Genomic DNA, 22,773 nt, shown 5'->3' with positions numbered 1-22,773 from the left:
GGCCACTTGTGATGCTGATAATCTTTTTGACTATCAGTCCGTACTCACAAGCACCCACACGAATTGCTTGATTCGATTTGTTAAAGAGCGTTTGGTTAAGAGCTTTTCGTCTCAACCGAGGCGCGCATTCTACGCTTTCCTCAGAGCCTGTCAAGCGTTTATTTTGAAGTTTTTTACTACCGCTTTCTTTCGAAAGCTAACAACTTCAACAACTTACCGCTTGCCCCGAAGCGTTCATCGCTGCGAGGAGGCGAATAATACGCGCTTTGAAATCAGAGTCAACACCTTGTTCTGAAAAACTTTTCCATCACCGTTTTGCCGCTAACCGGCAACTAATGAAAGCGCCGTGGATCTGTAAAGAAACACACCACGGAGCGTAGCGGCCATGAGCAATGGGCAAAGCGAGAAAACCCCCGGCCTCTCTGCAGATGAAGAGCAGGAGGTCAGCCACAGCCAACCGCCACGGGCGGCAGTGCTGCACGAAATCATTCGCTACCAGGGCGACCAGGAGCTGGAACGTACACTTGCCGCGTTGTGGTGGTCGGCACTTGCCGCCGGCCTGTCCATGGGGCTGTCGTTGATGGCCATGGGGCTATTCTACGCCCGCCTGCCAGAAGGCGCTGGTGCCCAGGTGGTCGCCAGCATCGGCTACAGTGCGGGCTTTCTTGCAGTGATCCTGGCCCGCCAGCAACTGTTCACCGAAAATACGCTCACCGCGGTGCTGCCCGTCATGACCGCCCCTACGCTGGCCAACTTCGGACGCCTGCTACGCCTCTGGGGCGTGGTGTTGCTTGGCAACCTGGCAGGTACCCTGCTGGTAGCCTGGGTGATGCTGGAACTGCCGATATTCGACAGCAAGACCGATGTGGCATTCCTGGAGGTCGGTCGCAAGGTAATGAAGAACGACATCAGCCAGATGTTCGCCAAGGGCATAGTCTCAGGCTGGATGATTGCCACCATGGTCTGGATGATCCCTTCAATGGAGCACGCCAAGATCTGGATCATTCTGATGATCACCTACCTGATGGCCCTTGGCGATTTCACTCATATAGTGGTGGGGTCAGTCGAAGTGTCCTACCTGGTGTGGGCTGGCGACGAAACCTGGAGCCGCTTCTGGCTGGAATTTGCACTGCCGACGCTGGCGGGCAACATCATCGGTGGCAGTTTCATCTTCGCCTTGATCAGCCATGCACAAGTGCGCAGTGACAGTGGCAAACCACCCTCGCGGCTTCTGAACGAAGACCAGCCCCGGTCCGCGCGCAGCAGACATGAGCACAAATGATACTCAGCGTGCCGCTACGGTGAGTTCATGCCCCTGGTCCTGCTCACTCACAGGCCAGGGGCTACCCATCAGTTTGCCCGTCATGCGGTGAGTCCAGGTTGCCCCGCCCCCGCCTGCGAGTGCTCAGTAGTACCTGAGCCTGGTTATCAACTGCCCCACCGTGATCGAATCAACCGTGAATTGGCTTGCAAGGTCATTTCTCGCCAATGACACACTGTTCAACAATATTCATGCGTGTTATGCGATGAACGGTACACCGACAGAAAACTGTGAGCACTATGGATAACCGCAACGGCAAAGGACTTTCATTCGTCAAGCGCATCTACCTGCCGCGGGTCATTGGCCTGGGAATCGGCCTGTTCACTGTCATGGCGGCCATTGCGCCGCTGTCGCCCCCCTCCTGGGCATGGCTGCTGTTACTGTTCAATGGTTTACTGTGGCCGCACGTGGCCTACCTGTGGGCTGCCCGCTCGACAACGCCTTACCAGGCGGAACAGCGCAACCTCCTGCTGGACTCCCTGATGGGCGGGTTCTGGACCGCCGCCATGCACTTCAACCCGTTGCCCAGCGTGACCGTGCTGGCGATGATGACGATGAACAACGTCGCCGCCGGCGGCAAGCGCATGGTCTTTCGCGGGGTGCTGGCGCAACTGGCTGGCATACTCGCCGCCATCCTGCTGCTCGGCCCTGGCTTGCAATTGACCGCCACGCCCCTGCAGGTCTATGCGTGCCTGCCAATGCTGGGGCTGTACCCGCTGGCCTTGGGCTGGGTGTGCTACCAGCTTGCGATCAAGCTGGGCGACCACAAGCGCCGGCTGAGCGCCCTGAGCCTGACCGACAGCCTGACCGGGCTGTTCAACCACGGCGCCTGGAAGGACCTGCTGCAGCTCAAGTTCCAGGCGTGCAAGCAGCAACAGGGGCACGCGGTGATTGCCCTGATCGACATCGATCACTTCAAGACCATCAACGACACCTTTGGCCATGTGGTCGGCGACTGTGTACTGCGCCAGCTCAGTGCTGAGCTGCGGCGCAGTTTGCGCGAGGGCGACCAGGCCGGGCGTTACGGCGGCGACGAGTTCTGCGTGATCCTGCCCGAAACCAGCGAAGCCCAGGCCTGCCAAGCCATGGAGCGTCTGCGCGAGCGGGTTTCCAGCTACCGCAACCCACAGTTACCGCACCTGCGCATCAGCCTGAGTATCGGCCTGTCGCCCTTCCAGGCCAGCCTGGAGTCCCCCGAGCACTGGCTCGAACAGGCGGACAAGGCGCTGTACATCGCCAAGCACGCTGGCCGCGATCAGGTCAATTTTGCCCGCGGTGAAGCTGCCGCGCTCAGGCTGGCCTATCCTGATTGAACCTCCTTCCTGACTGACTGGCGGGAGGTTGCCTGAAGGAGCCGCTCGCGCATGGCCAGGACCGCCAAGCTTTCACCCGCTAGCCCCACACCGCGCTTTCAGGTACGCCACCTCATTGCCGGTTTCAGCGCAGTGTTCGGCCTGGCTTGCCTGGTCATTCTCGGCGCTCTGTTCAATATCGCCCGCACGCTCGACCAACAGGAGCGCGAGCGTAGCGCCTTCCATGCGACCCAGGCGCTGGAACAACGGCTGCTCGCCTCGCGCCAGTTTCTGTCCAGCTATGCCGTATGGGATGCAGCCTTCGAGCACCTGTCGGGCCAAGCCGACTGGCAATGGGCCTACGAGGAAAAGAACGTAGGCGAGTCGCTGTACAGCGCCAGCGGCTACGAAGGGGTGTTCGTAGTGGAAAACGACCGCACCACCTATGCCTTGTTCAAAGGCCAGCCCAGCCAGGCAGGCGCTGACAGCTATATAGACACACCCCTGCAGCCGATCATCGAACAGGCCCGCGCGGCGGCGATTTCACGCGAGCAGGTCACCCGTTTCGTGCTGTTCAATGGCTGGCCGGCCGCACTCAGTGCAGCAGCCGTGCGCCCGGACCGGGAGGTTACCGACAGCGAGGTGAGCCAGGCGCCGGTCATGCTGTTCATTGACCAGCTCACCGAAAGCAAACTGGCGCAGTTGGGTAAAGGCGCCGGCCTGACCGGCATGCACGTGGAAAAGGAGGATAGGCAGGATCACAACCACCTGCGCATCGACCTGGGCGACACCGGCTACCATCTGACCTGGAACAGCCCGCTGCCGGGGCAGCAGATGCTGTGGGCTGTGTTGCCCGCACTGTTGTGTGCACTACTGATACTTTGGCTGGTGATGCTGTACCTGTTCCGCCATGCCTTGCGCAGCTCCCGGGCAATCGGCCTCACGCTCGTGCATCTGCAACAAAGCAACCAGGCCCTGGAGGCCAGCGAGCAGCGTTTCCGGGCGGTGGCCGAGTCGGCATCCGACTGGATCTGGGAAACCGACCGGCAACAACGCCTGACCTACCTGTCGCAACGCTTCGCCAACGTCACCGGCTACCCGGTAGACGGCTGGCTGGGCCACCCGCTCAACCAGTTGCTGGCCTGCGATACCACGCCGCTGTCACCTTGGCTGGACGCCCTGACTGCAGCCGAGCCGCAGCAATTGGCCAACCTGCGCTGTACTTACCGCGACCAGAATGGCCAGAACCGCTACTGCCGGATATCCGCCCGCGCTATCTGGCGCGATGGCAAGGCCATCGGTTTTCGGGGTACCGCCAGCGATATCACCGACGAAGTCGACGCCCACGCGCGCATCCAGCACCTTTCGCTGCACGACCCACTGACCGGACTGGCCAACCGCAACAAGCTCGCCCGGCACCTGGAGCAGGCCTTGTTGCGCGGCAGTGACTCGCCGCCGCTGACCTTGTTGCTGCTGGACCTGGACAACTTCAAGCCGATCAACGACTCGCTCGGTCATGCCGCCGGAGATGCCGTGCTGCAAGAAGTGGCAACGCGCCTGCGCGACACCACCCGCGATGGCGACCTGGTCGCGCGTCTGGGCGGCGACGAGTTCATCCTGGTACTCAGCGGCATGGACAATAGCAGCGAGATCGACCGCTTCTGTGCGCGCCTGATCGGCCTGCTGCAGCAACCCATCGTCTTCGAAAACCAGCCGCTGCACATTGGTGCCAGCATTGGCGTTGCCCAGACGCGCAACCAGGGCTTCGATGCAGGTGAGCTGATCCGCTGCGCCGACATCGCCCTGTACCAGGCCAAGGCCGATGGAAAGAACACATGGCGCTACTTCGTTGCCGAAATGAACCAGCAGATCCAGTACCGCCGCCAGCTGGAGAACGACCTGCGCAGGGCCCTGCGCAATGAGGAGTTCGAGTTGCATTACCAGCCACGCTACCGCCTGGACGACCTGCGAATCGTCGCGGTCGAGGCCTTGGTGCGCTGGCGGCATCCACAGGAAGGGTTGCTGGCGCCGGACACCTTCATCCCGTTGGCCGAGCAGAGCGACATCATTGTTGCGCTGGGCCGCTGGGTGCTTCGCGAAGCTTGCCGCACTGCCCATGACTGGCCGGCCGACGTGCTGGTTTCAGTCAACCTGTCGCCTGCCCAGTTCTTGCGCAGCGATGTGGTAGCGGACGTGCGCGAAACTTTGCTCGACACGGCCTTCCCCGCCCAACGCCTGGAACTGGAAATTACCGAGAACGTGATGCTCAACGATATCGAAGGCGCATTAGGCACCATGCTGTCGCTCAAGGAGCTAGGGGTGCGCCTGAACATGGATGATTTCGGCACCGGCTATTCGTCGTTGGGCTACCTGCGTACCTACCCGTTCGACAGCATCAAGATCGACAAGCGCTTCATCAGCGGCCTGAACAACAACGGCGGCAGCGACCGCGCTGTGGTCCAGGCCATCATCAACCTGGGCGAGGCGATGGGGCTGACAGTGACAGCCGAAGGCGTGGAAAGCGAACATCAACTCAAGTCGCTGGAAAAGGACCGCTGCCATGAAGTGCAAGGCTATTACCTGAGCAAGCCCCTGGACAGCGCCGGGTTGACGGCGTTGTTGCACCAACCCTCCCAAAACACTGCACAGCCTTTGTAGACCCGGCCTTGCTCCTAAACAGACTGGGTGCGCTGCTGCAGGCTGCGCTGCGCCACGATTTCAGGCAGATCACAGCGGCGAAGGTAGGCGCGCAGCGGTTCACCAATGTTCAAGCGGTCATCCACATGCTGATCCAGCAAAAGCGACAGCCGTTCGCGGCACAACGCCATGCGCTGCCCTTGCTCGGGCCGCCAGACAAACTCGCTGCAGGGGGTGATACTGGCGTCGGCCACGTCCATGCCGAACGCGTCCTCGGAGAAACGCACGATATGAACACCGCGCTTGCCGTGAAAGCCGACAAAGCCCTTTAGCTGATCGGCGGCGTTGCAGATATCCTGGGAAGTGATGGCCATGACGTAACCTCGCAATGAAATCGGAAGATACGCACGCCTGGCGGGAGAAGGGTTGCCTCTGTCGGGCAACTCACAGCGACAGCCTAACGCAACTGGCGGACCGTTCGCCACGAACGTTACATTTCTGCCTGTTAAGCCAGCACCATCACTGCGGCTCGCGGTCCTCGTGCACTTGCACACTCGCCGTCATCCCAGCACTCAAGGTCAGCCCTTCCGGCACCTGATCCAGGCGAATCCTCACCGGTATGCGCTGGGCCAGTCGCACCCAGTTGAAGGTCGGCTCTACCTCCGGCAGCAACTGGCTGTCCGGGTTGCTGTTGCGGTCGGTGATGCCGCGGCTGATGCTCTCCACGTGCCCCTGCATCGGTTCACCCGTGCCCATCAGCCACACCTTCACAGTGTCCCCAACGCGAATGCGCGGCAACTTGGTTTCCTCGAAATAGGCCTGGATGTAGAACGTCGAATCATCCACCAGCGCCATCACCGATTCCCCGGTGTTCACATAATTGCCCTCGGCCAGACGCAGATTGGTGATATGCCCGCTGCGCGGGGCCCGCACTTCACTGCGCGCCAGGTTGATCCTGGCCACCTGCAACTGCGCCTCGGCTTCATGCAGCTCGCCACGCGCGATGGCGGCATTGATCTGGGCGTTTTCACGCAACTCGGCACTGATCGCCTCTGGCCCCAGGGCAGTACGCCGGGCTGCTTCACGCTCGCGCAAGCGCAGTTGCTGGGCGCGTGTCTCGGTCACCGCGCTGGCCTGATCGAGCGCGGCCTGGAAGCGCTCGCGGTCAATACTCATCAACAAGTCGCCAGCCTTGACCTGCTGGTTGTCATGGACCTTGAGTTCGCGAACCCAGCCGGACACATCAGGCGCAATCACCACCACATCGGCGCGCACACGGGCATCACGCGTCCATGGGGTGAGCATGTAGTACTGCCACAGCTGGTAGCCGGCCAACACGGCCAGGGCCACCACACACAGGGTCACCAGAATACGTACGGCCGCACGCATCGAAACACTCCTTTATAAAGTCCCAGACAGGCGTACCACCAGGAACAACACACAGACGAACAGCGCTGCGTCGAACAGCGCTTCATGCCAGATCCAGCGCCCCAACGGTGTGGCATGCACCACCAGGCGCAGCAGGCCGGTGAGCAGCAGCGCCAACAACACATAAAGCAAAAACGGGCTGAGCAGCACACCGCCCACTTCCCACTCACGCAAACCCATGGGTGTCCTCCTGCCAGCGGCACCATTTGCCCCAGCTTTTCTGCAATTGCAGTACTGCCCCCTCGGCCAGGCGAAGCGGGTCGCTGGCGGGTAGCCGACGCAAGGCCGCAATGAACTGCTCACTGGCAGCATCCAGCAGCTGCCCACGCCCGGCAGCAGGCCCTTTGGCCAGCGCTGCCTCCACGTGTTGCAGGTACTCGCGCTCGGCCCGCCCCAAAGGGGCCTGAGCGACCGCCAGGCACATGCGCAGGTGCACCAGTTCGTCGCCGATATCCAGCCCGTGAAGGCCGTCATCCCAGCGTTTGCGTTCGCCTTCCGGTAATTCACTGGCATGCCGCGCCAGTTGCATCAGCCGGTCGGCCATGCGCCCGCCAAACCAGCTGTCAGCCCCGCGCAGGTCGCGCCGAGTCAGGCGCACCAGGTCGTTCTGCGTTGCAGCACGCAAGCGCCGGCCCAGCCAGGCCGGATGGCGGAACACCAGCAAGCGAAAGGCCATGACCGCTGCCGACACCCCCACCAGCATGGCCAGGGCACTGTTCAGCATGGTCGCCACGCCGAACTGCATGGCGTTGAGCGGCGACACCAGCACAATGAAGTGCAGGCAATAGGAAGTGGCCGTAGCCCCGGTACGCGGATGGGCCATGCCCAGTGCACCAAGAAACAGTGGCACGCCCATGCCCAGGCAGAGCATGGCGAAGCTGCTCCATTGCGGCAGCATGATCTGCCCGACCACAAACGCCGCCGGTATCGCCAGGAATATCCCGCGCAGGAAACTCAGGCCGATCTGTGCGCCGTTCTCGCGACTGGCGAACAGGCTGCAGACCACGCAGGTCAGCACCAGGCCACCCGGGGCCGAAGGCCAGGCCGTGGCCAGCCAGAAACCACTCATTACCAGGAACGCCAGCGCACTGCGCGAGCCAAACAGCAAGGCCAGCGACCAGTCTCGGTGCGCGGCCAGCCCCTGGGACACGTCCTTGGGCGCCCTGCCCGCCTCCACATCCTCAAGTGCCTGGCTGGCGGCCATGGCATAGTCCAATAGCAGGGCCATGCGCGCCAGGCAGAAGTGCTCCGCTGAACTGATTTGCTCATCGTGGGCGGCATCCCAGATTCGCTGACGCAACAACAGCAGGTTGGGCTGATCGGGTTGGGCCAGCAGCGTGCGCACTTCCTGCAACCAGGGCGTCAGATGCTCTACCTCACCCTCATCCAGTTGCCGCCACTGGCGGCGCACCGAACGGGAAATACGCAACAGCACCATCAGTTTCTGGCTAAGGCCACGAATGGCACGGGCACGTTGGCGCCCGCGATTGCCCTCGAACCAGGCATGTTCACGTTGGCTGTCGATGGCAACGATGCGCCCCAGGCTTTCCAGCAGGCCTTTGCGCGCCTCGTCCTCTCCGCCCAGCATGGCGCTGGCGGCCTGCAGGCCGTTCTGCCAGGCCTGCCGCGCCTGCCCGCCCAGTTGCTGCTCGACCCGCATGGGCCAGAGCAAGGCACTGCTGGCTGTTGCACAGAAAATACCCAGGCAGATCTCGGTACAGCGAGCCACGGCCTGGTCGAATACTTGCAGGGGGTGGTCAATGGCCGGCAAGGCGATGATCGCTGCGGTGTAGCCGGCCAGCACGAAGGCATAGGCCCAGGCGCTGCGCAACTGAGTGGACGCTGCGGTACACAGCGCCAGCCAAAGCGCCAAGGTAAGCAGAAACAGGCCGGGGGTCTGGGCAAACAGGCCGATGAACAGCACCGACATGACTGTGCCGACCAACGTGCCGGCCAACCGCGCCAAGCCTTTCTGCACCACCATGCCCGATAGCGGCTGGGCGACGATGAAAGCAGTCATCAATGCCCAGGAGGGTTGCTCCAGCCCCCAGCGCATCGCCAGCCACAACGCCAGGCCGCCCCCGAGCAGGGTCTTGATGGCAAACTTGAGGGCGAGGCTGCTGGGCGCGAACAGGGCCTGAAAGGTGATGGGCACGAGGCGGACCTTGCGGGGAAAAGTCTTGCTGAAAAGATAGACAATGATGAGCAGGATAAAGCGGAAACGATTAATTAGCTAGCTAATCATGTATATTCGATTGGCCTGCACTGAAAGGGACAGCTCAGACAATAAAAAATGCAGGCAAAAAAATGGGCGACCGAAGTCGCCCTAAATGCCTTGCGTGCTCGTGTACCCGGAAGGTCAGCGCGGCTTGCGCTTGTTCGAGTCCTTCCAGATGAAAATGCCCAGACCGGCAAAGAAGGCGACCATCAGCCCGACCGTTACCACACCGGCGATAACCACGTTGTCGAAGAACATGCTGGCCTCCCCATTCGTTTGCCGTTGTCCGATGGGTACACGTTAACCAATGTGGCGGCGGGGAAAATTGATCAGTGTCAATGGTGCCCGAGGCCGGGCACGCGAGGGGGGCGCAGGTTGACCTGCGTCAAGTTTCAACGCTTCTTAGGCTTGCCCTTGGGCTTCTTTTTCTTGCTGGTACTCAATGGCAGGGCCTGCTCGAAAGCATTGCGCATTTCGTTCAGCCGCTTTTCCTTGAGGTCGTGGACGCGCTTGGCACGTTCGGCATCGAAATCGATGAGGTTGTCTTGGCTCATGGGGTGGGCTCGACGATCAACAGAGAATTGCATGATGAAGCCAGGCGCAGGCGCTGACCAGCCCCGTATCAGACTTCGATGTCCACCAGCAGTCCTTGGCGTACATGCTCGCCCATCAATGGCGCTACCGGCACGGTGTTGTCGGCATTGACCTCGTCACCCGGGACGGCCTCGTAGCGTTCCTGCTCGCCCTTGTTCCGGCGTTGCTGCTGGCGGCGCTGTTCATCGCGCAGCAACAATACCTGCTCCTGCGGGTCGCGCTGGCGCTTGAGGTCAATGGCACTTTCGCCGGACGCAGGCTGCGTCGGCACCACCGGCTTGACGTCGGGGGTTGGCTTGACCGGGTCCTGTTGCGAGGTTACCGGGGCGGCACTGAGCGGAATGATCGGCGGCAGCATGGACGTTCTCCTATGCCCCCTGTATCGGCAGGCGCAGCTTTACCTTGATGTCATGGACAACATTTACTCGGCTTCGTCACCCGGCTCATCGTCGACTGGCGGGCTGGCCTCGCTCCAGGGCCGCTTGTACACCTGCTGCCAAACCGCATCCATATGATCGCGCAATACCTGCGGCGCGGCTTTCAGCGAAGCGCTGTCCTCGCGCTCACCACCGATCGGTTCCTCGCCCGCCGGGGTGATCAGCGACTGGCCGGTAATGGTGTAACTGGCCTGCCCTTCACGCATCTCGATGGCGATGTCATGCGGGTCGATACCGCCGCCGCAGAATGCATGGCTGGCCACCGTTATCTCGGCCACTCCATTCTGGTTCAGGTCGCTGACATCACTGACGTCATTATAGAAGTCCACATCCAGGTCCAGCCCCGGGCAGGTCGTTTCCTGCTCGACCTGCCAACGCGCCTTGAAGGCGTCGCTCTCGGCCGTGCGCCCGTACAAGGTGGCCTTGAGCACCACCTTGTCCACTTCCTGTTCGCTTTCCAGGTCGCTGGCCTGGCCATCGCTGCGGCTCAGGACCAGCAGCCCTTCGCCGTCACTGTCACGAAAGTGCACGCTCTTTATCGGAGTCTGCACGCCCAGTACCTCAAGCTGCTCCATCGGAATGGGGGGCAATGTCTCAAAGTTTTTCTGCTCGCAGGCGCTCAGCAGCACCAGGCTGCCCACGGCCATCGAAGCGCTGATCCAGCGGTGCTTGGCAGACATGTTGATCCGGGGCCCTCATCGGCGGCGCTGTGCAGGGCGATGAAACGACTAGACTGTGCCTTTCGATACCATTCGGTGCTATCGGCACTTTGGTCTGACCGGCCGATCCGTTAACATAATCGGCTTTTTCATCGCGGGAGTTCAGGCAGTATGGCGCAGCAGTATCAACCGGGGCAACGCTGGATCAGCGACAGCGAAGCAGAGCTCGGCCTGGGTACCATCCTGGCGCAGGATGGCCGCCTGTTGACCGTGCTCTACCCGGCCACTGGCGACACCCGCCAGTATTCCCTGCGCAATGCGCCGCTGACCCGCGTGCGCTTCTCGCCAGGTGACCAGATCACCCACTTCGAGGGCTGGAAGCTGACCGTGCGCGAGGTCGAGGACATCGACGGGCTGATGGTCTACCACGGCCTGGACGGGCAGAACCAGCCTCGCACCCTGCCTGAAACCCAGTTGTCGAACTTCATTCAGTTCCGCCTGGCCAGCGACCGCCTGTTCGCCGGGCAGATAGACCCACTGTCGTGGTTCAGCCTGCGCTACAACACCCTGCAGCACACCAGCAAGCAGATGCAGTCGGCACTGTGGGGGTTGGGCGGCTGCCGCGCACAGCCCATCGCCCACCAACTGCACATTGCCCGCGAAGTCGCCGACCGCAGCGCCCCGCGCGTTCTGCTGGCCGACGAAGTGGGCCTGGGCAAAACCATCGAAGCCGGCCTGGTCATTCACCGCCAGCTGCTGTCGGGTCGCGCCAGCCGCGTACTGATCCTGGTACCGGAAAACCTCCAGCACCAGTGGCTGGTGGAAATGCGCCGGCGCTTCAATCTGCAAGTGGCGCTGTTCGACGCCGAGCGCTTCATCGAAAGCGACGCCAGCAACCCATTCGAGGATGCCCAGCTGGCGTTGGTTGCCCTGGAGTGGCTGGTCGATGACGAAAAGGCCCAGGACGCGCTGTTTGCCGCTGGCTGGGACCTGATGGTCGTCGACGAAGCCCACCACCTGGTCTGGCACGAAGACCAGGTCAGCGCCGAATACGGCCTGGTCGAGCAACTGGCCCAAGTGATTCCGGGCGTACTGTTGCTGACCGCCACCCCCGAGCAGCTTGGCCAGGACAGCCACTTCGCCCGCCTGCGCCTGCTCGACCCCAACCGTTTTCATGACCTGGCCGCTTTCCGCGCCGAGAGCGAGCACTACCGCCCGGTAGCCGAGGCGGTGCAGGAACTGCTCGACGAAGGCCGCCTGTCGCCCAAGGCCCACGCCACCATCCTGGGCTTCCTGGGTGCCGAAGGCGAAGCCCTGCTGGCGGCAGTCAGCGACGGCGATACCCAGGCCAGCGCGCGGCTGATTCGCGAGCTGCTGGATCGCCACGGCACCGGCCGCGTGCTGTTCCGTAACACCCGTGCGGCGATCCAGGGCTTCCCCGAGCGCCAGTTGCACCCCTACCCGCTGCCCACGCCCGAGCAATACCGCGACCTGCCAGCCGGCGAGCACGCCGAGCTGTACCCGGAAGTTGCCTTCCAGGCCCAGGGTGAAGTGGCCGATGACGAGCGCTGGTGGCGTTTCGACCCACGCGTCGACTGGCTGATCGACACCCTGAAGATGCTCAAGCGCACCAAAGTGCTGGTGATCTGCGCCCACGCCGAAACCGCCATGGACCTGGAAGACGCCCTGCGCGTGCGCTCCGGCATCCCGGCCTCGGTGTTCCATGAAGGCATGAGCATCCTCGAGCGCGACCGTGCCGCTGCCTACTTTGCCGATGAAGAGTTTGGCGCCCAGGTGCTGATCTGCTCGGAAATCGGCAGCGAAGGCCGCAACTTCCAGTTCGCTCATCACCTGGTGATGTTCGACCTGCCAGCGCACCCCGACCTGCTCGAACAGCGCATCGGCCGCCTTGACCGGATCGGCCAGAAGCACACTATCCAGCTGCACATCCCGTACCTGCAGGACAGCCCGCAAGAGCGCCTGTTCCAGTGGTACCACGAAGGCCTCAACGCCTTCCTCAACACCTGCCCCACCGGCAATGCCCTGCAGCACCAGTTCGGCCCACGCCTGCTGCCTCTGCTCGAAGGCGGCGAAAACAAGGCCTGGGATACCCTGGTGGCCGACGCCCGCAGCGAACGCGAACGCCTGGAAGCCGAACTGCACACTGGCCGTGACCGCCTGCTGGAACTCAATTCCGGCGGCGCCGGCGAAGGTCAGGCGCTGGTCGAGGCCATTCTCGAACAGGACGACCAGTTCGCCCTGCCGATCTACATGGAAACCCTGTTCGACGCCTTCGGCATCGACAGCGAAGACCATTCCGAGAATGCACTGATCCTCAAGCCGAGCGAGAAGATGCTCGATGCCAGCTTCCCGCTGGGCGACGATGAAGGCGTGACCATCACCTACGACCGTGGCCAGGCGCTGTCACGCGAGGACATGCAATTCCTCACCTGGGAGCACCCGATGGTACAGGGCGGCATGGATCTGGTGCTGTCAGGCTCGATGGGCAACACCGCCGTGGCGTTGATCAAGAACAAAGCGCTCAAACCAGGCACTGTCCTGCTTGAACTGCTGTTCGTCAGCGAGGTGGTGGCACCCCGTAGCCTGCAACTGGGCCGCTACCTGCCGCCAGCGGCACTGCGCTGCCTGCTCGACGCCAATGGCAACGACCTGGCGTCACGCGTTGCTTTCGAAACCCTCAACGACCAGCTCGAGAGTGTACCGCGCGCCAGCGCCAACAAGTTCGTCCAGGCCCAGCGCGATGTGCTGGCCAAGCGTATCAGTGGCGGCGAGGAGAAGATCCTGCCGGCCCACAACGAGCGCGTGGCCGAAGCCCAGCGCCGCCTGGCAGCCGAGGCCGACGAAGAGCTGGCGCGCCTGGTGGCATTGCAAGCGGTCAACCCAAGTGTGCGTGACAGCGAAATCGACGCCCTGCGCAAGCGGCGCGAAGATGGCCTGGCAATGCTGGAGAAGGCCGCCCTGCGCCTGGAAGCCATTCGCGTGCTGGTGGCTGGCTAGCGCAGGCCCCGCGCCCCTTGTGGGAGCGGGCACGCCCGCGAACACCGGCAAAGCCGGTGGCATCCACCGCAGTGGATGCTTCGCGGGCTCGCCCGCTCCCACAGGAAGGCATTAGGGCCCCAAATTTATTCCTCACTGCGATTGGAGTTATAACCAAATCGTAGAAATCATTGTGCCATTAGTCAGGAAGGCTTAAGTACTCCTTCCTATACTGCCTCTGGACAGTCTGCACAGGGTTGTAGCGCAGACGAGTGAAGACTCGATCAAGAGGCATTCCATGGAATGGCTGGGGCTGCAACTGTTCACCGATCTTCCCGCAACCGGGCGCATCGTCATCGACTGCCGTCATGAACCGCTCTTGGTTCTGCTCGCCTATTTCGTTGCTTGCGCGGCCTGTTTCGCCACGCTCGACATGGCCGAGCGTCAGTCCCACAGCGACGACCCCACCGCCCACCGACAATGGAACATGCTTGGAGCCTGCTGCCTGGCAGGCGGCATATGGGCCATGCATTTCATCAGCATGCTGGCCTTTCGGGCCCCGGTGGACGTGCACTACGACGTATCCCTGACCATTCTTTCACTGCTCATCGCACTGGGCGTGGCCTGGTTGGCCATGCACAGCCTCGAACGCAGCAACATGCGCGCGCACTATTTCGTGCCGAGCGCAGGGCTGATCGGCCTGGGCATCATCCTCATGCATTTTGTCGGCATGGCCGCGATGGAAACGGGTGCCCGCCAGTACTACCAAACCGGCTTGCTACTTGCCTCTGCCGCCATTGCCCTGCTCACCGCCCTGACCGCGCTGTACCTGGCCCGCTACTTGCGCAATGGCAGCGGTACCCTGTACCAGGCCATGAAGTACGGCGCCAGCCTGCTGATGGCCGGCGGCATCGTCGCCACTCATTTCACCGCGATGTCGGCCATGACCTTGGTCATCCCTGCCGATACCGCACTGCGCCTGCCGTCGGGCGACAACAGCCTGCAACTGGGACTGGGCATCGGCTTCATCACCCTGCTGATCAGTGGCGCCAGCATCAGCGCCGCACTGGCCGACAAGAAGCTGCAAAGCAAGGAGCACGACCTGCGCCGGGTCAGCGTACTGCTCAGCCAACTGGACCAGGCCCGCGCTTCGCTGCAGCAGGCGGCGCACTATGATGCCCTGACCAACCTGCTCAACCGCCGTGGATTCAACCAGGTATTCGCCGAGCGCCTGGTCGAACATCAGGCCAGCGAAAACCGCCTGGCTGTCATGTTACTCGACATCGACCATTTCAAGCGTATCAACGACAGCCTTGGCCACGACGCCGGTGACGAGCTGCTCAAGGTGATCGCCAACCACATCAAGGCCGCTACCCGCAACCACGACCTGGTTGCGCGCTTTGGTGGCGACGAGTTCTGTGTGGTCACCAGCCTGAACAGCCGCGACGAAGCCCGCCACCTGGCCCAGCGCATCATGCAACGGATGAAAGACCCCATCGACCTGGGCGGGCGGCGCATGGTCATGACCACCAGCATCGGTATAAGTATCTTCCCGGACGATGGCAGCACAGCCGAAGAGCTGCTCAAGCATGCCGACCTGGCCCTCTACCAATCCAAGGACAACGGGCGCAACAGCCTGAATTTCTTCAATGACAGCCTGAAGGCTCGCGCGTCGATCGCCTTGCAACTGGAAGAAGAGCTGCGCCTGGCGCTGCTCGAAGAGCGCGGGCTGTGTGTGCACTACCAGCCGATCTTCGACCTGCGCAGCGGGCAAGTGGCCAAACTGGAAGCGCTGGTACGCTGGCAGCATCCTCAACACGGCCTGCTCGGGCCCGACCGTTTTGTCGGCATTGCCGAAGCCAACGGCCTGATCATCGACCTTGACCTGTGGGTGCTGCGCCATGCCTGTGCCGACCTGGCCCACTTGCAGCGCCACGGCTACGGCGAGGTCCAGGTCACGGTCAATTGCTCGGCAGTCACCCTCAGCCACGACGAACTGCCTAACGAAGTAGAAAAGGCGCTGTTCCACGCCGGCCTTGCGCCGCGCCACCTGGAGCTGGAGGTGACCGAGAACGCCCTGGTAGGGGATATCCAGCGCACGGTCAGCCTGCTCAAACGCGTCAGGGCTCTGGGGGTGGCACTTTCGATCGATGATTTTGGTACCGGCTACTCGTCACTGGCTTACCTCAAGCGCCTGCCGCTGGATGTGCTGAAGATCGACCGCACCTTCCTGCAGGATGTACCGGGCAGCCAGAAAGACCGGGAAATTGTCCAGGCGATCATCGCCATGGCGCATACCCTGCACCTGCGGGTAGTCAGCGAGGGCGTGGAAACCGCCGAACAGCAGGCGTTCCTCGAAAGCCATGGTTGCGACTACCTGCAGGGCTACCTGTTGGGGCGCCCCGTACCGCTGGCCGAGTTGCGCCCACTGCTGGAGCGGTTGCAGCGCCAGAATGGCCGGATCACACCTTGTTGCGGTACAGCTCTACCAGGGTCGCCGGATCTTTTTGCAGGTAACCCTGGCTACCGTGCAAGCGCATCAGTTGCGCGGCAAGGCCACTGAGCGGCGTCGCCGAGCCTTGCTCGCGGGAAAACTTGACCGCGCCATCGAGGTCCTTGAGCAGCGTGCGTACGTGCCACTTGATTGGCTCGAAGCGGCTCTCGGCCATTTGCGGTGCAAGAATCTGCAATGGCTTGGAGTCGGCAAAGCCACCCGCCAGCGCTTCAGCGATCAGCGTCGCGTCCACGCCCGACTGTTCGGCCAGTGCCACCACTTCTGCAATTACCAGGGCATTGCAGGCTACGATCATCTGGTTGCAAGCCTTGGTCACCTGGCCCGCGCCTACCGCGCCCATATGCGTCACGCGCTGACCAAGCACCTGCAGCACCGGGCGTGCACGCTGCAGATCGGCCTCTTCACCGCCCACCATGATCGCCAGCGTGCCCGCTTCGGCACCGGGCGTACCGCCAGAGACAGGTGCATCCAGCCAGGCCATGCCACACAGTGCTGCCAGTTCGGCAGCCATTTCACGGGTGGCGGTGGGTTCCAGGCTGGAGAAATCGATCAGCAACTGGCCGCTGCGCCCGCCCAGGGCAACGCCCTGCTCGCCGAACACCACTTCACGCACCACCGCCGTGTCTGCCAGGCACAGTAGCACCATGTCGCTGTCACGGCACAATTCGGCCGGGCTGCTGGCCAGGCGCGCGCCAGCAGCGACCAGTGCGGCGCACTTGTCCGGGCTGCGGTTCCATACCGTCAGCGGATAACCCGCTGCCAGCAGGCGGCGGCACATGGGCAGGCCCATCAGGCCAATGCCGGCGAATCCAAGCGAAGGTAGTGCAGTGCTCATCGATAAACTCCTGACTGATTCGAACATTTCCCAGGCTGGCGACGGTCCCGGTGGCGACTGGCAGAACGGTGGCCACATTACGCATCCCGTAAACTGTTACCGCCACGCCGAATTGTTACTTCCCTCTACCCGTCTTGATTGCTTTCAAGCACCAAAACGGCGCTGATGCGTAATTTTGCGCACTAAAAAAGATCACGCCTCATCCTGGCCCTTCACCTGAATCACGATGAACGGTGAAACCACCACCGCCCAGATCTCTGGGTCGCGGCTTTGCAGGTCCAATGCCTGCTCGGCAGACACCGGCCCAACAGTGCCATCACTACGCCACTTGGCGAAGATCTCGCTGCGATTCTCGGCCATCGCCTCGGCAACGGCGATCAGGTCAAGGCTGGGGTCGACCCAAATCAGGTCACCCTTGGCCCAAAAACGCTCCAACGCTTTCCACTCGATGATTGCCGTCTCGCCAAGCAATTTGGCATAGAGGGTGCTTGTTTGATCAGTCATGGGTGGTATCCGCAAAAAATCGGTCAATAAAAAGGTCGGCATTTTTGCAGAAAAACCCGGTTTCAAATATGTAATTTGGTCGATTGGCCCCGAAGTTGTGGGACGGGGTCGCAGATGCAGGCAGTTTGATGGCGCCTTTCTGTATCTTTCTGTCGATCAAGCGACAACGCAGGAAAGACGCACTTTTCGACCGCTTTTCAAGCGCTCGAACAGCGCTCTACACTGTACCGGTACAGTTCCGGGACATGTTCCGGGGGAAGGTGGGCTAGCGCGTTGGCATGGCCACGCCGCAAATCCCGCCCGGTCTGTAGCCCTGGCCGCCAGGACTATAAGAATTACAACAGAATGAGTGGAGCACTATGATCAAGATTTCCAAGCTGTTCGCCGCAATGGTACTGGCCGGGGTAGCCAGCCATTCGTTTGCCGCCGATACCATCAAGATCGGCATCGCCGGTCCCAAGACGGGTCCCGTGACCCAGTACGGCGACATGCAGTTCATCGGCGCCAAGCAAGCCATCAAGGATATCAACGCCGCGGGCGGCGTGGATGGCAAGATGCTCGAAGCCAAGGAATACGACGACGCCTGCGACCCTAAACAGGCCGTGGCAGTCGCCAACAAAGTGGTCAACGACGGCGTCAAGTTCGTGGTCGGCCACCTGTGCTCCAGCTCCACCCAGCCAGCGTCCGACATCTACGAGGACGAAGGCGTGATCATGATCACCCCGGCCGCCACCTCACCGGAAATCACCGCCCGTGGCTACAAGCTGATTTTCCGCACCATCGGCCTGGACAGCGCCCAGGGCCCGGCTGCCGGCAACTACATCGCCGACCACGTCAAGCCGAAGGTCGTTGCCGTCCTGCACGACAAGCAGCAGTACGGTGAAGGCATCGCCACCGCCGTCAAGCAGACCCTGGAAAGCAAAGGCACCAAGGTTGCCGTGTTCGAAGGCCTGAACGCGGGTGACAAGGACTTCTCCTCGATCATCCAGAAGCTCAAGCAGAACAACGTCGACTTCGTCTACTACGGCGGCTACCACCCAGAGCTGGGCCTGATCCTGCGCCAGGCTCAGGAAAAAGGCCTGAAAGCCAAGTTCATGGGTCCGGAAGGCGTGGGTAACGACTCCATTTCGCAGATCGCCCAGAACGCCTCCGAAGGCCTGCTGGTCACCCTGCCGAAGTCGTTCGACGCGGACCCGGCGAACAAGAAGATCGTCGACGCCATCAAGGCTGACGGCAAGGACCCAAGCGGCCCGTTCGTATTCCCTGCCTACTCGGCTGTCGAGCTGATCGCTCAAGGCATCAAGAAAGCCGGTTCTGATGATACCGACAAGGTGGCCGAGGCCATCCACAAAGGCACCTTCAAGACCCCGACCGGCGACCTGTCGTTCGACGACAAAGGCGACCTGAAAGACTTCAAGTTCGTGGTCTACGAATGGCACTTCGGCAAGCCGAAGACCGAAGTCTCCCCTCAGTAACTGCGTGACTAATAGCTGACCTACGAGCCCACTGTGCGAGCAGTGGGCTTCGTTTTATGAGGTTCATGGGCCCGATCCCCGCGATCCGGGGGCCGGCTCACCTGAAAATCTTAAAACCGTCACCCGCGGTTTCCTGGCCGTACCCCTGCCAGTGAAATGCAAATCAGGTTTTTAGGAGCGCTGTAATGCCTGAGATCTACCATTTCTTCCAACAACTGGTTAATGGATTGACCATCGGCAGCACCTATGCCTTGATCGCCATCGGCTACACGATGGTGTACGGCATCATTGGCATGATCAACTTCGCCCACGGCGAGGTGTACATGATCGGTTCCTACGTGGCCTTCATCGCCCTGGCGGGCCTGGCCATGATGGGTATCCATTCGCTGCCGATCCTGATGACCGTCGCCTTCGTCGCGACGATCTTCGTCACCAGTGCCTATGGCTACAGTATCGAACGGGTTGCCTACCGCCCCCTGCGCAACAGCAACCGTCTGATCCCGCTGATTTCTGCCATCGGCATGTCGATCTTCCTGCAGAACACGGTCTTGCTTTCGCAGGACTCCAAGGACAAGTCCATCCCCAACCTGATCCCCGGGAGTTTCTCCTTCGGGCCAGGCGGTGCTGAAGAAGTACTGATCAGCTACATGCAAATCCTGGTGTTCGTCGTCACCCTGGTGGCCATGACCTTGCTCACCCTGTTCATCTCTCGTTCCCGCCTGGGCCGCGCCTGCCGCGCCTGCGCCGAGGACATCAAGATGGCCAACCTGCTGGGCATCAACACCAACAACATCATCGCCCTCACCTTCGTCATCGGTGCCGCCCTGGCTGCCGTGGCGGCCGTGCTGCTGAGCATGCAGTACGGGGTGATCAACCCCAACGCCGGTTTCCTGGTGGGCCTGAAGGCTTTCACCGCGGCGGTACTGGGTGGCATCGGCAGCATCCCGGGCGCCATGCTCGGCGGGCTGGTGCTGGGCGTGGCCGAAGCGTTCGGTGCCGATATCTTCGGCGACCAGTACAAGGACGTGGTGGCATTCGGCTTGTTGGTTCTTGTCCTGCTATTCCGGCCGACCGGCATTCTGGGCCGCCCGGAGGTTGAAAAAGTATGAACAGAAATCTCAAACAGGCGTTCTTCAGCGCCTTGCTGGTCTGGGCCGTGGCCTTCCCGGTACTGGGCCTGAAACTGAGCATCGACGGCATCAGCCTGGTCGTGCACAGTCAGGGCTCGTTCACCATCAGCATCATCGCCGTGTGTTCCGTGCTGATGTTCCTGCGCGTGCTGTTCGACAAGCAGTGGAGTTCGGTGATGGGCCGCCGATCGGATCGCAAGCTGATCCCCCCGGCAGTCAGCAACTACCTCACCCTGCCCAAGACCCAGCGCTATGTCATCATCGGGTTGATCGTGGTGGCACTGGTATGGCCGTTCTTCGGCTCTCGTGGTGCGGTCGACATTGCCACGCTGATCCTGATCTACGTGTTGCTGGGCCTGGGCCTGAATATCGTGGTCGGTCTGGCGGGCCTGCTCGACCTCGGCTACGTGGGCTTCTATGCCGTCGGTGCCTACAGCTACGCCATGCTCTCGCATTACCTGGGCTGGAGCTTCTGGGTGTGCCTGCCGATTGCCGGCCTGATGGCTGCCACGTTCGGCTTCCTGCTCGGCTTCCCGGTGCTGCGCCTGCGTGGTGACTACCTGGCGATCGTGACCCTCGGTTTCGGTGAGATCATCCGCCTGTTCCTGCGTAACCTCACCGACTGGACCGGCGGCCCCAACGGCATCAGCAACATCCCCAAGCCGGAGTTCTTCGGCCTGACCTTCGAACGCCGTGCGGCCGAGGGCATGCAGACCTTCCACGAGTTCTTCGGGCTGCAATACAACTCGATCAACAAGGTCATCTTCCTGTACCTGGTGGCCCTGCTGCTGGCCCTGCTGGCGTTGTTCGTGATCAACCGCCTGCTGCGCATGCCGATCGGCCGTGCCTGGGAAGCCCTGCGTGAAGACGAGATCGCCTGCCGTGCTCTGGGCCTGAACCCGACCGTGATCAAGCTCTCGGCATTCACCCTGGGTGCCTGCTTCGCCGGCTTCGCCGGCAGCTTCTTCGCCGCGCGCCAAGGCCTGGTGACGCCGGAGTCGTTCACCTTCATCGAGTCGGCGATCATCCTCGCCATCGTCGTGCTGGGTGGCATGGGTTCACAACTGGGCGTGATTCTCGCGGCCATCGTGATGATCCTGCTGCCTGAGCTGATGCGTGAGTTCAGCGAATACCGCATGCTGATGTTCGGTGCGCTGATGGTGTTGATGATGATCTGGCGTCCGCAAGGCCTGCTGCCTATGCAACGTCCACACATGGAGCTGCGTCGATGAGCCGCGAAATTCTGCAAGTCAGCGGCCTGAGCATGCGCTTCGGCGGCTTGTTGGCGGTCAACGGCGTGGCCCTGACCGTCAAAGAAAAACAGGTGGTGGCATTGATCGGCCCGAACGGCGCCGGCAAGACCACCGTGTTCAACTGCCTGACCGGCTTCTACAAGCCCAGCGGCGGCACCATCCTGCTCGATGGCCAGCCGATTCAGGGCCTGGCCGGCCACCAGATCGCCCGCAAGGGCGTGGTGCGGACCTTCCAGAACGTGCGGCTGTTCAAGGAAATGACCGCACTGGAAAACCTGCTGATCGCCCAGCACCGCCACCTCAACACCAACTTCTTCGCCGGCCTGTTCAAGACCCCGAGCTTCCGCCGCAGCGAGAAGGAGGCCATGGAACGCGCGCAGTACTGGCTGGAGAAGGTCAACCTGACCGAGTTCGCCAACCGTACGGCCGGCACCCTCGCCTACGGGCAGCAACGCCGCCTCGAAATTGCCCGCTGCATGATGACCCAGCCACGCATCATCATGCTCGATGAACCGGCAGCCGGCCTGAACCCGAAGGAAACCGAAGACCTCAAGGCTCTGATCGCCTACCTGCGTGAGTCGCACAACGTCACCGTGCTGCTGATCGAGCACGACATGAAGCTGGTGATGAGCATTTCCGACCATATCGTGGTGATCAACCAGGGTACCCCCCTGGCCGACGGCACGCCGGAAGAGATCCGCGACAACCCTGACGTGATCAAAGCCTACCTGGGGGAAGCGTAAATGCTGAAGTTCGAAAACGTTTCCACTTTCTACGGCAAGATCCAGGCGTTGCACAGCGTCAACGTGGAGATCAACCAGGGCGAGATCGTCACCCTGATCGGCGCCAACGGTGCCGGCAAGTCGACCTTGCTGATGACCCTGTGCGGTTCGCCGCAGGCGCACAGCGGCAGCATCAAGTATCTGGGGGAAGAACTGGTCGGCCAGCCGTCCTCGCACATCATGCGCAAGAGCATCGCGGTGGTGCCGGAAGGCCGCCGCGTGTTCGCTCGTCTGACGGTCGAGGAAAACCTGGCCATGGGCGGTTTCTTCACCGACAAGGGCGACTATCAGGAGCAACTGGACAAGGTCCTGCAACTGTTCCCGCGCCTGAAAGAGCGTTACATCCAGCGCGGCGGCACCATGTCCGGTGGCGAGCAGCAGATGCTGGCCATCGGCCGGGCGCTGATGAGCAAGCCCAAGCTGCTGCTGCTCGACGAGCCTTCGCTGGGCCTGGCGCCGATCATCATCCAGCAGATCTTCGACATCATCGAACAGCTGCGCCGCGATGGCGTGACGGTGTTCCTGGTGGAGCAGAACGCCAACCAGGCGCTGAAGATCGCTGACCGGGCGTACGTGCTGGAAAACGGCCGGGTGGTGATGCAGGGTACCGGTGAAGCACTGCTGACGGACCCGAAGGTACGCGACGCGTATCTGGGGGGATAGGTATTTAACGTAGAAAGGAGACAACCAACAGGC

20 protein-coding genes are annotated in these 22,773 nt (G+C 61.9%); 10 read left to right on the top strand and 10 right to left on the bottom strand.

From position 1 onward, the window contains the following. Positions 1-385: 385 nt before the first annotated feature. The 3 genes from ACF8FB_RS11475 to ACF8FB_RS11465 all read left to right on the top strand — a co-directional run bounded on the left by ACF8FB_RS11475 (position 386) and on the right by ACF8FB_RS11465 (position 5,271). On the top strand, positions 386-1,282 hold the full coding sequence (locus ACF8FB_RS11475; RefSeq protein ID WP_010952313.1) for a formate/nitrite transporter family protein: 897 nt from the start codon (positions 386-388) through the stop codon (positions 1,280-1,282). 278 nt (positions 1,283-1,560) lie between these two features. Next, positions 1,561-2,634, top strand: coding sequence for a diguanylate cyclase (locus ACF8FB_RS11470; protein WP_392511353.1), 1,074 nt, complete (start codon positions 1,561-1,563; stop codon positions 2,632-2,634). A 51-nt stretch (positions 2,635-2,685) separates the two neighbouring features. After that, on the top strand, positions 2,686-5,271 hold the full coding sequence (locus ACF8FB_RS11465; RefSeq protein ID WP_392511352.1) for an EAL domain-containing protein: 2,586 nt from the start codon (positions 2,686-2,688) through the stop codon (positions 5,269-5,271). 14 nt (positions 5,272-5,285) lie between these two features. Here ACF8FB_RS11465 and ACF8FB_RS11460 read toward each other — a convergent pair whose 3' ends face one another. The 8 genes from ACF8FB_RS11460 to ACF8FB_RS11425 all read right to left on the bottom strand — a co-directional run bounded on the left by ACF8FB_RS11460 (position 5,286) and on the right by ACF8FB_RS11425 (position 10,607). Then, complete coding sequence (locus tag ACF8FB_RS11460) at positions 5,286-5,624, bottom strand: DUF2025 family protein (RefSeq protein ID WP_020191710.1); 339 nt, start codon at positions 5,622-5,624, stop codon at positions 5,286-5,288. A 145-nt stretch (positions 5,625-5,769) separates the two neighbouring features. Beyond that, complete coding sequence (locus ACF8FB_RS11455) at positions 5,770-6,639, bottom strand: HlyD family secretion protein (RefSeq protein ID WP_010952309.1); 870 nt, start codon at positions 6,637-6,639, stop codon at positions 5,770-5,772. A gap of 12 nt (positions 6,640-6,651) precedes the next feature. Continuing rightward, entirely contained in the window at positions 6,652-6,858 is a 207-nt protein-coding gene (locus ACF8FB_RS11450; protein WP_010952308.1) for a DUF1656 domain-containing protein, read from the bottom strand. Further along, the gene (locus ACF8FB_RS11445; protein ID WP_392509816.1) at positions 6,845-8,833 is read right to left on the bottom strand and encodes an FUSC family protein; all 1,989 of its coding nucleotides are present in this window, start codon (positions 8,831-8,833) and stop codon (positions 6,845-6,847) included. The genes ACF8FB_RS11450 and ACF8FB_RS11445 overlap by 14 nt, the downstream gene beginning before the upstream one ends. Before the next feature lie 204 nt (positions 8,834-9,037). Beyond that, a complete protein-coding gene (gene ccoM / locus ACF8FB_RS11440; RefSeq protein ID WP_003254862.1) occupies positions 9,038-9,154 on the bottom strand; it encodes a cytochrome c oxidase subunit CcoM in 117 nt (38 codons plus the stop codon). A 134-nt stretch (positions 9,155-9,288) separates the two neighbouring features. Next, positions 9,289-9,450, bottom strand: coding sequence for a hypothetical protein (locus tag ACF8FB_RS11435; protein ID WP_003254864.1), 162 nt, complete (start codon positions 9,448-9,450; stop codon positions 9,289-9,291). A gap of 68 nt (positions 9,451-9,518) precedes the next feature. Then, positions 9,519-9,848 (bottom strand): hypothetical protein, encoded by a 330-nt coding sequence (locus ACF8FB_RS11430; protein WP_010952305.1) that lies wholly within the window; start codon positions 9,846-9,848, stop codon positions 9,519-9,521. 63 nt (positions 9,849-9,911) lie between these two features. Continuing rightward, positions 9,912-10,607, bottom strand: coding sequence for a M949_RS01915 family surface polysaccharide biosynthesis protein (locus ACF8FB_RS11425; RefSeq protein ID WP_010952304.1), 696 nt, complete (start codon positions 10,605-10,607; stop codon positions 9,912-9,914). Between the two features lie 150 nt (positions 10,608-10,757). Between ACF8FB_RS11425 and rapA the strand changes: the two genes are divergently transcribed. Both rapA and ACF8FB_RS11415 read left to right on the top strand, forming a co-directional pair. Next, entirely contained in the window at positions 10,758-13,604 is a 2,847-nt protein-coding gene (gene rapA / locus ACF8FB_RS11420) for an RNA polymerase-associated protein RapA (RefSeq protein ID WP_350298215.1), read from the top strand. Positions 13,605-13,881: 277 nt separating this feature from the next. Next, a complete protein-coding gene (locus ACF8FB_RS11415; RefSeq protein WP_392511351.1) occupies positions 13,882-16,146 on the top strand; it encodes a putative bifunctional diguanylate cyclase/phosphodiesterase in 2,265 nt (754 codons plus the stop codon). On the opposite strand, the gene ACF8FB_RS11410 is transcribed toward ACF8FB_RS11415, so the two are convergent. Together ACF8FB_RS11410 and ACF8FB_RS11405 are read right to left on the bottom strand one after the other, a co-directional pair. Next, positions 16,046-16,933: an NAD(P)-dependent oxidoreductase gene (locus ACF8FB_RS11410; protein WP_392509815.1), complete on the bottom strand. Its 888-nt coding sequence runs from the start codon at positions 16,931-16,933 to the stop codon at positions 16,046-16,048. The two genes, ACF8FB_RS11415 and ACF8FB_RS11410, sit on opposite strands and share 101 nt — an antisense overlap. Positions 16,934-17,125: 192 nt before the next feature. Further along, positions 17,126-17,437, bottom strand: a complete 312-nt coding sequence (locus ACF8FB_RS11405; protein WP_274146874.1) for a DUF2288 domain-containing protein — start codon at positions 17,435-17,437, stop codon at positions 17,126-17,128. 359 nt (positions 17,438-17,796) lie between these two features. Here ACF8FB_RS11405 and ACF8FB_RS11400 point away from each other — a divergent pair, with 359 nt between their 5' ends. The 5 genes from ACF8FB_RS11400 (at position 17,797) to ACF8FB_RS11380 (ending at position 22,740) form a co-directional block, all read left to right on the top strand. Continuing rightward, entirely contained in the window at positions 17,797-18,912 is a 1,116-nt protein-coding gene (locus ACF8FB_RS11400; RefSeq protein WP_010952299.1) for a branched-chain amino acid ABC transporter substrate-binding protein, read from the top strand. A gap of 185 nt (positions 18,913-19,097) precedes the next feature. Then, a complete protein-coding gene (gene livH / locus ACF8FB_RS11395; RefSeq protein WP_008097482.1) occupies positions 19,098-20,021 on the top strand; it encodes a high-affinity branched-chain amino acid ABC transporter permease LivH in 924 nt (307 codons plus the stop codon). Continuing rightward, entirely contained in the window at positions 20,018-21,274 is a 1,257-nt protein-coding gene (locus ACF8FB_RS11390) for a high-affinity branched-chain amino acid ABC transporter permease LivM (RefSeq protein WP_010952298.1), read from the top strand. Before livH ends, ACF8FB_RS11390 begins: the two co-directional genes overlap by 4 nt. Further along, complete coding sequence (gene livG / locus ACF8FB_RS11385; protein WP_350298217.1) at positions 21,271-22,038, top strand: high-affinity branched-chain amino acid ABC transporter ATP-binding protein LivG; 768 nt, start codon at positions 21,271-21,273, stop codon at positions 22,036-22,038. The genes ACF8FB_RS11390 and livG overlap by 4 nt, the downstream gene beginning before the upstream one ends. Beyond that, positions 22,039-22,740, top strand: coding sequence for an ABC transporter ATP-binding protein (locus ACF8FB_RS11380; RefSeq protein WP_003254879.1), 702 nt, complete (start codon positions 22,039-22,041; stop codon positions 22,738-22,740). It abuts the gene before it with no gap. Positions 22,741-22,773 lie beyond the last annotated feature (33 nt).

The organism is Pseudomonas sp. yb_2 (assembly GCF_043103905.1).
Classification (GTDB): Bacteria; Pseudomonadota; Gammaproteobacteria; order Pseudomonadales; family Pseudomonadaceae; genus Aquipseudomonas; species Aquipseudomonas alloputida.
The sequence above is the reverse complement of the archived record's forward strand: the minus strand, read 5'-3'. Positions and strand labels throughout refer to the sequence as shown.